Consider the following 12,753-nt stretch of genomic DNA (forward strand, 5'->3'; position numbering starts at 1 on the left):
TAGAAATGAAAATATTTTAATGTTTGTCTAGCTGACAAGGGACTCTGAAAATCGTGTTTTCCGAAGCTTACCGCTCGCTTTCCGTGGGCTCGCGCCCAAGCCTCCTCGCTCACTACGTTCACTGCGGGGTCTCGGTCGTCTCGCTTTACCACAGGAGTCGAGCGGACGCTTCTCCAAACACTTAGACAGCTCAAACACTTATAAAGCAATAAAAGAGTTCATATTTACGTAAATAAAATTTTGGGAGATAATCAAAAAAACAACCCGGTAAATCCCAGGCTGTTCGTGTGATCAATATTTATAGGATTGGCCGCCGTCGATCGGAATGACGGAAGCGTTGATGAATTTCGCTGCATCCGATAACAAGAAGGCGACGAGATTGCCGACTTCTTCCGGTTTGCCGAAACGCTTCATCGGATTGACGCTGACGAATTCCTTGCCGGCAGCTTCCCAGTCATCGCCAGCCATTTGCTTCAAGGAGCCTTCGACCATTGGCGTCATAATGGCGCCCGGTGCGATGGCGTTGATGCTGACGCCGTACTGGCCGTATTCGATGCCAGAGTTGCGTGTTAAGCCGACAACGCCGTGCTTGCTTGCCGCATAGCCAGACTGGTTGCCGACGCCGCGGATGCCGCCGACTGATGCGGTGTTGACAATCGAGCCGTAGCCTTGTTCTTTCATCACTTTCAACACGTGCTTCATGCCGTAGAATACGCCGTTTAGGTTAACGCTGACGACTTTTTCGAATTCATCAGAACCGTATTCTTCCGTTAAGTTCTGCTTGCCTTCGATGCCGGCGTTATTGAAGAAGCCGTCGATCTTGCCGAAAGTGTCGAGCGTGAATTGAACGTAATTTTTCACTTGTTCTTCATCGGTGACATTCGCTTCGACAATTTCAACGGAAGCATCTTTCGAATGTGCCAAGATTGCTTTTCGGCTTTCTTCGAGCGATTCCTTATTCATGTCGACAAGGACGAGCTTGCCGCCTTGTGCTGCGATCGAGCCGGCAGCGGCACGGCCAAGGCCGGATCCACCGCCAGTGATGATGACAACTTTATCTTGATAATTAATCATGGAAAGATCTCTCCTTTTCGTGGTTATGCTAAACTGAAAATAGGCTACTCCTTTACTGTAAGCCTTTGCAAACTAGCTCTCAATCAGTAAAATTTCTTGATATGTCGAGTAATTCGACAGTTTTTGGAGAAGTGTCGAGTTTTAGGGGGATGGGCGATGAAAAGCAAGAAAGAGAAATTGTCTCCACAGGCGGAACGGACCAAACACCACCTGAAAGAAGCATATATCGAATTGATTAATGAAAAAGGATATAGCCATGTATCGGTGACGGATATCGTCCAACGAGCGCAGTATAACCGGGCGACTTTCTATTTGTATTATCTCGACAAGCCGGACCTCACCGAGGAGCTGCTTAAAGAAATGTTCCAGCAAATCAAACGGACGAGCACCGAACGATATGAGAAGGGATCGGATATTCTCACTTCGGCCATGGATGCGGATTCGTTCGAACTGATCAGTTTTGTGTACGACAATCGCTCTTTTTTTAATTTGTCTTTAGCGGAAGATACCATTCCGGGCCTTCACGCGGAATTGCCGCAAGCGATTTTCGAGATGCTCGATGAAGGGTTTACATTCGAGGGAATAAGCAGCGACGATATCAACTCCAAGCAATTTAAATTGTATATGGCACACGGCACCGCAGGGCTCATTTTGGAATGGGCCAAGACGGGTTATGAGAAATCCCCGAAAGAAATGACCGGCACCTTAATCAGTATCGTGCGATCATTTGCGGCAACATTCCGTGTGAATTAAAAAATCCAGCCTTCCCGCATGTGGGAGGCTGGATTTTGTTTTTATATGAATGTGGATTAGACGCCTGAACTTTTCAGGAAGCTCAGCAATTCGTCATTGAAACGCTCCGGCTCATCGGCATTGATGCCGTGTCCGCTGTCTTTGAACGGTACGAGTACAGAGTTCGGAATTTCCTTGTCCAGGATCTCGCCGAGTTCGTATGGGCAGATCTGGTCTTTTTTGCCGTGGAAGATGGCTGTCGGAACGGTAATCGATGACAGCTCGCCGCGCAAGTCTTCGTCGCGCAGGGCAACGGCTGAGTTCAATGTGGAGTGTGCGCCTGCTTCAAGTGCCAGTGACTGGAACCAATCCAGGAATTGCGGTGAATGTTTCTGTTCGAAAAACAAGTCCGCAAACTCTGCAAGAAACGCCGGGCGGTCTTTTTCGATTTGGGCGATGATGTCGTCCACTTCTTCAGGCTTCATGCCGACATTGAAATCGTCACGCTGCGTGAAGATTGGAGCTGCAGCGCCCATCAATAATAGTTTGGCGACATTGTCCTGGCCGAATTTCGTCAAATAGCGGATTACGATCGGGCCGCCCATCGAAAAGCCTGCGAGTACGAATTGCTCAAGGCGAAGTTCATTGACGACAGCGTCGAGATCCTTGGCCATTGTGTCGTAATCGTATCCTGACCAGGGCTTATCGGATTTTCCGTAGCCGCGCATATCGACGCCAATATAACGGAAGCCGTTCTTCGCAAGCAGGCTCGTCTGGTATTCGAATGCTTTGTTGTTCAATGGCCAGCCGTGGAGAAATACAACCGGCTGTCCTGAACCGATATCTTCCACATGAATTTTCACGTTTTCTTCAACTTGAATATAATGTCCCACTTAAGTTCCTCCTAGAGTTTTGATTAACTACTCCCTTCTATTTCCTTTTTCGAAGTTTCTGTAAACTTAAAAATGAAAAAAATCTTTAATTGAAATGTCTTTAGTTCAAAAGAAATACAATTGCCACCAACTGTCTTCAGTGTTTTTTATTCCAACGGACTCAAATGAAACCAATCCAACGATAAAAAGTATTCATACTACTATGACAATCGGTAGAAATCAGAGTGAGTGAGCATTTTAGAGGAGAATTTGAAAAATAATAGAAGTTTTACAGAACCACAAATTTAATCGAAGAGGAGAATGAAAATGGAGATCCTAAAACGTTTCAGAGACATCATGACGAGCAACATCCACGCGATGCTCGACAAGGCGGAAGATCCGGAAAAGATGATCGATCAGTATTTACGCGACTTGAATAGCGACCTCGGCAAAGTGAAATCCGAAACGGCAGCGATCATGGCAGCGGAGAAACGCGAACGCCGCGAACTTGATGAGTTGAAGAAAGAGATGGACGATATGCAGCGCTACGCGGTAAAAGCACTCGAAGCGGGCAATGAAGACGACGCGCGGAAATTCCTCCAGCGCAAGGCGGAGCTGTCGGAACGTGTGACGGATAAGGAGACGGCAGTCGAACTCGCGGCGACGAATACGCAGCAGATGCGCCAAATGCACGATAAATTAGAAAGCGATATCGGCGAGCTCGAATCGCGCCGCCAGGAACTAAAAGGAAAAGCGGCGGTCGCGAAGACGCAGCAGCGCATGAACGATTTCGCGTCCAGTGTTGGAGGGGCAGGCGAACGCATCTCGGCATTCGATGCAATGGAGAAGAAAATCAACCAGCAATTGGATGAATCGGCCGCGATGGCTGAACTCAATAAAAGCTCAGAGACAAGCATTAAGGATTTAACCAAGAAATACGATGACGGCCCGAATGTTGACGAGGAACTGGAGTCCTTGAAATCAGGTACCAATGTGGACGCGGAACTGGAAGCGCTGAAGAGCCAAATCGGAAAGAACGAGTAATGTCCGGCAACTGGACACAATCCTGAAGCGTGAAGGGAGGAAACTCGTTTGGTCATCCATTACAAATGCCCGAATTGCGGAGCTGATATGGCGTTCGATAGCGAATCGGGCCATTTAAGCTGCCCGAGCTGCGGCCATGAAGAAAACATCGAGACCTTTCCGGAACAGAACATCGAACGGAAATTCGATGAAGGCGAAGCGAAAGAATACCATTGCGAAAACTGCGGGGCGATCATCCTGACTGAAGCGGAAACGACCGCGACCCACTGCAGCTTTTGCGGGGCACCGGTCGTATTGGCAGACCGTTTGACGGGAGATCTCGCCCCGGCCAAAGTCATTCCGTTTACCGTCAGCAAAGACGAAGCGGTCGCAGCGTTCAAGAAATGGACGCGCGGCGGGCGATTGACCCCTCGCGGTTTTACGAGCGGCGACCGCATCAAGAAAATGACCGGCATGTATGTGCCATTCTGGCTTTACGATATCGAAGGTGAAGCCCATATCCAGGCGATCGGCACGCAAGTCCGGACTTATCAAAGCGGCGATACGATTTATACGGAAACGAATTTTTATGACGTGTTCCGGGAAATCGATTTGAGCTATTTGAAAGTGCCGGCGGATGCTTCCGAAAAAATGGACGACGTGTTGATGGACAAGCTGGAGCCTTACGATTACAGCGAATTAAAAGATTTCCGCATGCCATATTTGGCGGGCTATTTAGCTGAGAAATACGATTTCGATGATGAGCAATTGTTTTCCCGCGTCGAATCGAAAATCGTTCCGTATATTGACGCTTATATCAGCACGACCATCTCCGGTTATTCATCCGTCAGCTATACGAACAAGCAAATCGATGCGCAAAAAAAGAAAGTCTATTACACCTTATTTCCAGTGTGGATGGTGTATTACGATTTCGACAATAAAGAACATACCTTTGCGATGAACGGGCAAACCGGCAAAGTGGTCGGAAAGCCGCCGATCAGCATTGGCAAAGTCGCCTTGTGGTTCACGGGCATCGCCGCCTCGAGCTTTGTTGCCATGAAAGCTATCGCCTTTGCGGTAGGGGGTGTCTTGTGGTGAGGAATTCTTCTTGGAAATGGGTATGGATTCCCGTATTGGTCTTGCTATTATTCTTTGGTGGGCTGTCTGTTTCAGCACAAACTGGTGATTTGATATACGACGAAGCCGGCTTGCTCAGTAGCGAAGAAGTGCAGGAACTGGAAGCTTTGGCGGAACAATACGGTGCGGAGCAAAACGTGGACTTTCTGTTCCTTTCGACCGATAGTACGGAAGGGCAATCGATCGAAGGCTATATGGGCGATTTTTTCGATGATCGCGCCGACAGCACAGGCCATGAAGATGCGGTACTATTGACGATCGATATCGGCGGCCGTGAAGTCTATCTCGCTGGCTTCGGTACGGCTGAGCGGACCTTGGATGCAGAGCGTGTCGATCTCGTTCTTGACCGGATTATCCCTGAGATGCAATCGGGCGATTATGCGAATGCGTTCGAAGAAACAGTCGTCACTTCAAGCGAATACATGGAATACCGGCCGGGTGTCAATCCGGAGAGCATTTTTTTGAAAACCTGGTTTCATTTAGCTATCGCGCTACTGCTCGCAGGCATCATCGTTGGATCGATGCTTTATAATGCCGGCGGCAGGGTAACGACGACACCAGGCACGTATGTCGACCGCGACCATACACGCGTGCGCAGCCAGGATGACCGCTTCCGCAATAAAACCGTAACCCGCAGCAAGATTCCGAAGAATAAGGATGGCGGCGGATTTGGCGGAGGCGGCGGCATGACTGGTGGCGGGCGTTCATTCAGCGGCGGCGGCCGCAGCTTCTAAGCAATCGAAAGAAGGAAGGAATGAAGAACATGGCATTTTTCGGCAATCAATTTTCAGATGTGGTGGAATGGGAAGAGTTCCGCGACGATATGATTTTTTGGAAATGGACGAATAAGGAAATCAAGAAAGGCAGCCGTTTGATCATCCGGCCAGGCCAGGACGCAATTTTCCTCAATAATGGCAAAGTGGAAGGGATTTTCGAAAAAGAAGGCGAGTACGACATCGTTTCTGAAATCGTGCCATTCCTATCGACCTTAAAAGGATTCCGTTTCGGCTTCAATAGCGGCATGCGGGTCGAAGTGCTGTTCGTCAATACGAAGGAATTCACCGTCAAATGGGGCACGAAAAGCCCAATCAACATACCTGCGCCTCAACTTCCAGGCGGCATGCCGATCCGGGCGAACGGCACCTTTCATTTTAAAGTGAATGATTATGTCAATTTGATCGATAAAGTCGCCGGTGTCAAAGACAGCTATCTCGTCGAAGATGTCCAGCTGCGCATTACGGCACGACTTGACCAATTATTGATGAAATGGATTACGCGGGAAGGCAAGGACATGTTCAATTTGCAGTCCAATGCCCACGAAATCGGCAAAGGGATTCAAGATGATTTGAATATGGAGATCATGGACGACGGCATGAAAGTGACCGGCTTCCAAGTGATGAGCTTCAACTACCCGAAAGAAATCCAGGACATGATCAATAAAAACGCTTCGCACGGAATGGTCGGCGACGTCTCAAGATACCAGCAGATGTCGGTCGCCGATGCGATGGGCAAATCGTCGGGATCGAATACCGCGTCTGATATGGCGGGCATGATGATGGGGATGAACATCGCCAAGGAAATGATGAACAATCAAAAAGAATCACCCAATGCGAGCAGTCAAAAAGGCGACCAGCCATCAGCAGGCGGCGAAGGGCAAAAAGGCCCGAACTTCTGCCCGAATTGCGGAGAGAAAGTGAGCGGCGCCAAGTTCTGCCCAAATTGTGGGCAAAAATTGGTCGGGTAACAAACAAAAAAACAGGGAGAGAGCTTATCGCTCTCTTCCTGTTTTTTTTGTTAGTTGCGGATGCCGCGAAACAACAATTCCAGCCAGCCGTCGATTTCACCGGCCAAATCGAAGTCGCCGTCAAAGATTGCCCAATCATAAAGCGTTCCGCGCATGCTGCGGGAGAGAAGCAGCGCAAGCTGGCCGGACGATGCAGAAGTGGTCAATTCGCCCTTTTCTTGCCCATCGGAAACCAACTGTTCGAGAATCGCGTAAAGCGGGCGTTCCGTATCGGACAAATAATTATCGACAGATGGAGTGAGTGCATAAGCGTAGAGTGAACGAATGCCATCCCGCCCCATTTCATCCCGTAAATACTCCATTTGGGCGATGGCGAGCTTGCGGATCTTCTGTTCTGCCGGCAAACTATCGGGCAGGCTCTCCTGGAAGTCGCTATAGAATTGGTCGATTTCCTTGAATTTTTCAAGGAAGATATCGTACTTGGACGTAAAATGCCCATAGAATGCCCCTTTGGAAGTCTCACTTTTCCGGACGATTTCATCGACGGATACCCGGTCAAAACCCTTTTCACTGAACAAGTCAAGAGCCGTGCGGAGGATACGTTTTTTCGTCTCAATCGCTTTTTCTTGTCTGCTCGTCATAATGGCCACCTTTCTGTCAGTCGGGTTGTAAATGTAATTCATCATTCGACTGAATTGTTTGAAAACAATTGACAAAGCTCTGTTGGATTGAATAGACTATAGTCTATAGATTATAGACTGCGGTCTATGGAATTGACAAGATGAGAGAGGATGTTGATGATTTTGACAGCGCAACAGACATTGATCGATCTCTTAAACGCCCAGTGTAAAACGCGCAGTGCGCAGCCATTCCTGGTTTTTGAAGATAATCAGGAAGAAGTGACGGAATACAGTTACGGCGAATTTTTGGAGCGGGTGGAAAAGTTCAGCGGCGCGCTATACACACGCGGCATCCGCAAAGGTGATAAAGTGACGCTTCATTTGCCGAATTCAGCGGAATTTGTCGTATGCTGGTTCGCCCTCGCAAAGCTCGGAGCCATCATGGTGCCGACGAATATCCTGTCGACTGCAGCGGAAATGGATTATTTGATCGGCCATTCGGAATCGGTCATGCTCATCACGGAACCGGAGTATATCGAAAAATTTACAGCCATCCAAGAGAATCTCCCGAAGCTGCGCCAGATTGTCCTGGCGCGGACGGACGAATCGGATGAATTTGAAAGCGTTAACAAGATGATTGGGGAATTCTCAGGTGAAGTGCCAGAAACCAGTATCCAGCCGGAAGACGTGGCGGCGATTTTGTACACCTCCGGAACGACATCGAAACCGAAAGGCTGCCTGATTACACACGCCAATTACATCTATACTGGACATGCTGTGGCAGAGCATATCGGCTTTACGGAACGAGACCGTGCGCTTGTCGTCTTGCCGATGTTCCACGGCAACGGCCAGTATTATATGATCATGCCGAGTTTGGTTGCGGGAGGGAGCGTCGCCATCACCGAACGCTTCAGTGCGAGCCGCTACGGGCGCCAAATTCAACGTTTAGGTGCAACGCTCGGTTCGCTCTTCGCGGCACCGATCCGCATGATCCTCGCGCAGCCATACGATGAAGATGAGCGGAGTAATAAACTGCGTGCCGTCATTTTCGCCCAGTCGGTAACTTCCGAAGAACTAAAGGCGTTTGAGCAACGTTATAACACTGCACTTTACCAGATTTACGGCATGACAGAAACGGTTGCGCCGCCTTTGATGAATCCATTGCAAGGCGCTAAGGACAATACAAGTGTCGGCAAACCGATCGCAGGCTCTCGCATCAAGCTGATCGATGAAGAAGGCAATGAAGTGCCGGACGGGAATCCGGGAGAGATTTTGCTTGAAGGCATCCCCGGCCAGACGATCATGAAAGCTTATTTCAATAATCCGGAAGCGACCAATCAAACTTTGCAGAACGGCTGGCTCCATACAGGAGACAAGGCGCGCAAGTCGGAGAATGGCTTCTATTATTTTGTCGACCGCCAAAAAGATATGATCAAGCGCGCCGGTGAGAATGTCGCCGCAAGCGAAGTGGAAAATGTCCTCATGGAGCATCCCGCCGTCTATGAAGCGATTGTCATCGGGATACCGGATGCGATGCATGACGAAGCATTAAAAGCATTCGTCATCCTGAAGCAAGGGCAAACGGCTACAGAACAGGAAGTGATTGATTATTGCAAAGGCCAGCTCGCGAAGTTCAAAGTGCCCTCAGCGATCGAGTTTGTCGAAGACTTCCCACGCACGTCCGTCGGAAAAATCCAAAAACATAAATTGAAAGAAATCGAATTGAAGAAACTGGCTGAATAGAAAGGAAGAAGTATGCATGGAAAACACATTAAACAATCAAGTGGCGCTCATCACCGGAAGCGCACGCGGTATCGGGTTTGCCTGCGCAAAAGCACTCGCAAAACGGGGAGCTTCAATCGTTTTGACGGATATCCTGGATTGCGATGATGCAAAACAGCAGCTGGAATCGGAGTTTCCAGGCATCCGCGTGTTGGCGCTGCAAGTGGACGTCCGCGACAGGGCGCAAGTCGAACGGGCGATTCACGAAACGGTAGAGGAATTTGGCGGAATCGACATTGTCGTCAATAACGCCGGTACCGTTTCACGCCTTAGCTTGAAAGATATGACGGACGATGATTGGAGCCGCGATATCGAGACGAACTTGCGCGGCACGTTCTTGTTCACACAAGCAGCCATCTATCCGCATATGGTCAACCAAGAGAGCGGGCGCATCATCAACATCAGCTCGATTTCCGGCATGATGGGCGGCGCCATTTCCTACGGCGAAGACGGCGAACGGCAAGGGCGTTCAGGTCCTGCCTATGCCGCGTCAAAAGGGGGCATCATTGCCTTCACGAAATGGGTCGCAAAAGAAGTCGGCGAGTTCGGCATCACGGTCAATAGCGTCGCGCCAGGACCGGTTGAGACCGCCATCACCAAAGGCATCAACTATCCGCTCGAGCTGCAATCGATCAAGCGCCCGGGACAGCCGGAGGATATCGGCGAAGCGGTCGCCTATTTGGCATCACCGGCTGCGAGCTATGTCACGGGCGAAGTATTGAAAGTATGCGGCGGTGCAGGCATCGGCGCATAACAAAAAGGTTCCAAGGGAATTGTCCCTTGGAACCTTTTTTATTTATTTTGTGCTGGTAAATCCGCCGTCAATGCGGATGACGTCGCCGTTGATGTATTGCGCTTTTGATGTCAGCAGGAATGCCACGAGTTCAGCGACTTCATCTGCAGTGCCGAGCCGTTTTTGCGGAATGCCTTCTTCTGCGCTTTGTTTCATTTTCGGGTTGGCGTCGAAATAGGCTTTGACCATTGGCGTTTCGGTTGGGCCTGGCGCGACGGCATTGACGCGCAAGCCGTCTTTGGCGTATTCGGCGACCAGTGACTTCGTCATGCCGACAATGCCGTGCTTGGTCGCAGAGTAGGTGACAACGGTCTCCTGGCCGATGACGCCGGCGCTCGATGCGGTATTGACGATCGACCCGCCGCCGTTTTTGACCATCACTTCTGCGACGTAGCGCAGGCCATAGAGCGCCCCGAGCATATTGATGCCGACGATTTGCTCGATTTCTTCTATATCGGTATCGAGGAATTGTTTGCCGCTTCCGGAAATTCCGGCATTGTTGAAGAAATAATCGATCGAGCCGAAATGCTCGACCGTTTTGTCGACGTAATTTTTCACTTCTTGTGCTTTTGATACATCTGCACGGATAAAGATGGCATCTGGCCCGAGTGCTTTCACTTTCTCGACCGTTTCATTGCCGCCTTTTTCACTGATGTCGACAACTGCGATATTGATGCCTTCCTGTGCTAAGCGCAGTGCGGTGGATTGCCCGAGCCCACTTCCGCCGCCCGTGATGATTGCTGTTTTTGCCACGTACATCTCCTCCTTATGCTGATAGCTTCATTTATTTCTTTACCCGCAATGAAGACTGGATAATCAGCAGCGAGGAAGGGAGCGAGCTTATTGCGCAATAGCTGTTTTGCGGTCTTGTGCGGCGTGCTGCTTGACCATCGCAAGGCGAGCCAGCGGTTGGATGAGCAAGCTTTCCGCTAGCAGGACAATGAGGAAATTGCGCGGCCAATTGGCGAGCCAGTGGCTGAAGATCTCGCCGTGAAAACCGTTGGCGGCCATGTCACCGATAAAGGTCATCGCGACCGACATGCCGATGACCGTGAAGACGATGCGCAATAAAATTTTCTGATGGAAAGAAGACGAAGTGTTCGTCAGGTTGGCTGTTAACGATTCCGCGATTCTTCCGAAGACAGCTGCTTCAAGAACCATCGCGCTGATCCACATGACCGGCATGATTTTGAGGATGATCCATAGGGTGTCCATCGTCAAATGGTCTGTGTAAAACAGGACGCTGTAGCTGCTCATCAACAGCACAGTCATCGTCACTATAAGCGAGCCGTAAAGCAGCCCTTCTTTGCCATTATGAGGCAGTCGTTTGTCTTTTTGCATGAATGTTCCCCGTTTCTACTGTATTGGTGCCCACTGAAAAGGCTGGGCAAAAGCGGTCGTTTCAACAACCATTCCAACACTATAGCAATCAGGAAGCGAATTTCGTAAGTGTCTGTTTTGTGAAGGATTAGTAGAAGTTATTATTGATTGTTACCGATCAATTGCTGCAAACCCTCGTAAATTTCCACAATTTCAGCTTGTTTCATGCGCACCAGTCCGCTGGAGGAAGGAGCGACGTATTCGATGATTCCCGGAATGACCGAATCCGGCTGTTTGCCCCAATGGGTTGATTTTTTGCCGCTGAATTGGAGGTAGACGCCTTTGCCGACAAAACAGACGGCTTTTGGGCGGTAGCGTTCAATTTTTCGTTTCAATTGTTCGGCGCCTTCTTTGTATTCTTCTTTTGTAATGTCGGCTGCCGCTTTGGTCGGGCGGGCGACGATATTGGTTAAACCATAGCCGAGTTCTAGTAAACCATGGTTTTCCTCAGGGGCAAATTTTCTTGGTGTCAGCCCAGATTCAAAAAGGATTTTCCAAAAGCGGTTGTTTGGGTTGGCGTAATGATAGCCGGTTTCACTTGAACGGATGCTTGGGTTGAATCCAACGAACAGGATGTCGAGATGGTCTTTCAAATGATCCGGTATGGGTGTAAGTTCCACAAGAAAGCTCCTTTCACATAAATGCATTTGCAGAGTATTAGCGTATCAAAAAAATATAATATATTCTGCACTGAACCATCGTATAATAGAAGAAAATGGCAATGGTTAATTGATCTTGCTAAAAGGAGCTGCGCCATGCAGGAATTTTCGTACGAGTTGACGGAACAGCAATTTGTTGATTTCAACCTTTATCATGCCAAACATTCCGAAGCGGTCAAGCGTTCATTGACGATCCAGCGCTTTGTCATTCCAATCATTTATTTGATGATGCCGTTCGTGATGGGGCCGATTTTTAATTGGTCGGTGTGGGGGCTGATGATCCCTTTCATCCTATTCGCGGCTTTGTGGATCATCTTCTTTCCGCCCTATTTCCACTGGAACATTAAACGCATGAGCCGGAAAATGGTCAATGAAGGGAAAAACGAAGGCTTGCTGGGCACCCGTGAGCTGTTCATTGATTCAGAGGGAATCCGGGAAGTGATGAAAAATGGGGAGACGCATGTGCGCTGGTCGGGCATCGAAAAATATGGGGAGGATGCGGTCAATTTGTATTTGTATAATAGCGCCATGTCCGCACTGATTGTACCGAAAAAGGCGGTGCCTGAGCTGGAGTCATTGCGCAAGCTATTGGCTGAAAAAGTTCCGGTAAGCGTTGGGAATTGAATAGACGAAAAAATGAAGAATCGTATTTTCCGAAGCTTATCACTCGCTTTCCGCGGGCGGGAATCGAGCCTCCTCGTCACTGCGTTCCTGCGGGGTCTCTCAAACCCGCTGTTCCCGCAGGAGTCGAGCGAACGCTTCTCCAAATACTGAGATAGGTCATTGATTCTAAATTTTGAAAAGGTATTTCTCTTTATAATTTATAGTAAGTAATAGGATTCTTCAACACTCTAAAAAAAACGAACCGCGCTTGGCGGTTCGGTTTTTCTATTCGATCGTATGCTCGATTTCTGCTGGATAATTTGCGCCTTGTGTC

Annotated in this window: 15 protein-coding genes; 9 read left to right on the forward strand and 6 right to left on the reverse strand. The window is 49.2% G+C overall.

Annotated elements, in window-relative coordinates; translation table 11 throughout:
• Nucleotides 1–291: 291 nt before the first annotated feature.
• The gene (locus ON064_RS13635) at nt 292–1,074 is read right to left on the reverse strand and encodes a glucose 1-dehydrogenase (RefSeq protein WP_274625197.1); all 783 of its coding nucleotides are present in this window, start codon (nt 1,072–1,074) and stop codon (nt 292–294) included.
• A gap of 156 nt (nt 1,075–1,230) precedes the next feature.
• On the opposite strand from ON064_RS13635, the gene ON064_RS13640 reads away from it, so the two are divergent.
• On the forward strand, nt 1,231–1,827 hold the full coding sequence (locus tag ON064_RS13640) for a TetR/AcrR family transcriptional regulator (RefSeq protein WP_274625198.1): 597 nt from the start codon (nt 1,231–1,233) through the stop codon (nt 1,825–1,827).
• 56 nt (nt 1,828–1,883) lie between these two features.
• Here ON064_RS13640 and ON064_RS13645 read toward each other — a convergent pair whose 3' ends face one another.
• Nucleotides 1,884–2,699, reverse strand: a complete 816-nt coding sequence (locus tag ON064_RS13645; protein ID WP_274625199.1) for an alpha/beta fold hydrolase — start codon at nt 2,697–2,699, stop codon at nt 1,884–1,886.
• A 306-nt stretch (nt 2,700–3,005) separates the two neighbouring features.
• On the opposite strand from ON064_RS13645, the gene ON064_RS13650 reads away from it, so the two are divergent.
• From ON064_RS13650 to ON064_RS13665, 4 genes are read left to right on the forward strand one after another with little or no spacing between them, the layout of a single operon-like run.
• Complete coding sequence (locus ON064_RS13650; RefSeq protein ID WP_274625200.1) at nt 3,006–3,722, forward strand: PspA/IM30 family protein; 717 nt, start codon at nt 3,006–3,008, stop codon at nt 3,720–3,722.
• A gap of 48 nt (nt 3,723–3,770) precedes the next feature.
• On the forward strand, nt 3,771–4,799 hold the full coding sequence (locus tag ON064_RS13655; RefSeq protein ID WP_274625201.1) for a TFIIB-type zinc ribbon-containing protein: 1,029 nt from the start codon (nt 3,771–3,773) through the stop codon (nt 4,797–4,799).
• Nucleotides 4,796–5,572 carry a TPM domain-containing protein gene (locus ON064_RS13660; RefSeq protein WP_274625202.1) on the forward strand — a complete coding sequence of 259 codons (777 nt, stop codon included), beginning with the start codon at nt 4,796–4,798 and terminating at the stop codon, nt 5,570–5,572. Before ON064_RS13655 ends, ON064_RS13660 begins: the two co-directional genes overlap by 4 nt.
• Nucleotides 5,573–5,601: 29 nt before the next feature.
• A complete protein-coding gene (locus tag ON064_RS13665; RefSeq protein WP_274625210.1) occupies nt 5,602–6,582 on the forward strand; it encodes an SPFH domain-containing protein in 981 nt (326 codons plus the stop codon).
• A 50-nt stretch (nt 6,583–6,632) separates the two neighbouring features.
• Here ON064_RS13665 and ON064_RS13670 read toward each other — a convergent pair whose 3' ends face one another.
• Nucleotides 6,633–7,223, reverse strand: coding sequence for a TetR/AcrR family transcriptional regulator (locus tag ON064_RS13670; RefSeq protein WP_274625203.1), 591 nt, complete (start codon nt 7,221–7,223; stop codon nt 6,633–6,635).
• 156 nt (nt 7,224–7,379) lie between these two features.
• Between ON064_RS13670 and ON064_RS13675 the strand changes: the two genes are divergently transcribed.
• Nucleotides 7,380–8,945, forward strand: a complete 1,566-nt coding sequence (locus ON064_RS13675; protein ID WP_274625204.1) for an AMP-binding protein — start codon at nt 7,380–7,382, stop codon at nt 8,943–8,945.
• Between the two features lie 16 nt (nt 8,946–8,961).
• Nucleotides 8,962–9,738 (forward strand): SDR family NAD(P)-dependent oxidoreductase, encoded by a 777-nt coding sequence (locus ON064_RS13680; protein WP_274625205.1) that lies wholly within the window; start codon nt 8,962–8,964, stop codon nt 9,736–9,738.
• Nucleotides 9,739–9,780: 42 nt separating this feature from the next.
• Here the strand turns inward: ON064_RS13680 and ON064_RS13685 are convergent, their stop codons facing one another.
• The 3 genes from ON064_RS13685 to mug all read right to left on the reverse strand — a co-directional run bounded on the left by ON064_RS13685 (nt 9,781) and on the right by mug (nt 11,804).
• Entirely contained in the window at nt 9,781–10,530 is a 750-nt protein-coding gene (locus tag ON064_RS13685; RefSeq protein ID WP_058381494.1) for an SDR family NAD(P)-dependent oxidoreductase, read from the reverse strand.
• Nucleotides 10,531–10,617: 87 nt separating this feature from the next.
• Nucleotides 10,618–11,118, reverse strand: a complete 501-nt coding sequence (locus tag ON064_RS13690; protein WP_274625206.1) for a DUF2798 domain-containing protein — start codon at nt 11,116–11,118, stop codon at nt 10,618–10,620.
• Between the two features lie 140 nt (nt 11,119–11,258).
• Nucleotides 11,259–11,804, reverse strand: coding sequence for a G/U mismatch-specific DNA glycosylase (mug, locus tag ON064_RS13695; RefSeq protein WP_274625207.1), 546 nt, complete (start codon nt 11,802–11,804; stop codon nt 11,259–11,261).
• Between the two features lie 108 nt (nt 11,805–11,912).
• Here mug and ON064_RS13700 point away from each other — a divergent pair, with 108 nt between their 5' ends.
• Nucleotides 11,913–12,440, forward strand: coding sequence for a YcxB family protein (locus ON064_RS13700; RefSeq protein ID WP_274625208.1), 528 nt, complete (start codon nt 11,913–11,915; stop codon nt 12,438–12,440).
• Between the two features lie 12 nt (nt 12,441–12,452).
• Entirely contained in the window at nt 12,453–12,590 is a 138-nt protein-coding gene (locus tag ON064_RS13705) for a hypothetical protein (protein ID WP_274625209.1), read from the forward strand.
• Nucleotides 12,591–12,753: the final 163 nt, after the last annotated feature.

Source organism: Planococcus sp. A6 (assembly GCF_028823615.1).
In the GTDB taxonomy this organism is placed as follows: Bacteria; Bacillota; Bacilli; order Bacillales_A; family Planococcaceae; genus Planococcus.

Coding starts and splice junctions, on each gene's coding strand:
- ON064_RS13635 (WP_274625197.1), bottom strand. CDS start 1,074: ATGATTAATTATCAAGATAAAGTTGTCATCATCACTGGCGGTGGATCC.
- ON064_RS13640 (WP_274625198.1), top strand. CDS start 1,231: ATGAAAAGCAAGAAAGAGAAATTGTCTCCACAGGCGGAACGGACCAAA.
- ON064_RS13650 (WP_274625200.1), top strand. CDS start 3,006: ATGGAGATCCTAAAACGTTTCAGAGACATCATGACGAGCAACATCCAC.
- ON064_RS13665 (WP_274625210.1), top strand. CDS start 5,602: ATGGCATTTTTCGGCAATCAATTTTCAGATGTGGTGGAATGGGAAGAG.
- ON064_RS13670 (WP_274625203.1), bottom strand. CDS start 7,223: ATGACGAGCAGACAAGAAAAAGCGATTGAGACGAAAAAACGTATCCTC.
- ON064_RS13675 (WP_274625204.1), top strand. CDS start 7,380: ATGATTTTGACAGCGCAACAGACATTGATCGATCTCTTAAACGCCCAG.
- ON064_RS13680 (WP_274625205.1), top strand. CDS start 8,962: ATGGAAAACACATTAAACAATCAAGTGGCGCTCATCACCGGAAGCGCA.
- ON064_RS13690 (WP_274625206.1), bottom strand. CDS start 11,118: ATGCAAAAAGACAAACGACTGCCTCATAATGGCAAAGAAGGGCTGCTT.
- mug (WP_274625207.1), bottom strand. CDS start 11,804: ATGCATTTATGTGAAAGGAGCTTTCTTGTGGAACTTACACCCATACCG.
- ON064_RS13700 (WP_274625208.1), top strand. CDS start 11,913: ATGCAGGAATTTTCGTACGAGTTGACGGAACAGCAATTTGTTGATTTC.
- ON064_RS13705 (WP_274625209.1), top strand. CDS start 12,453: ATGAAGAATCGTATTTTCCGAAGCTTATCACTCGCTTTCCGCGGGCGG.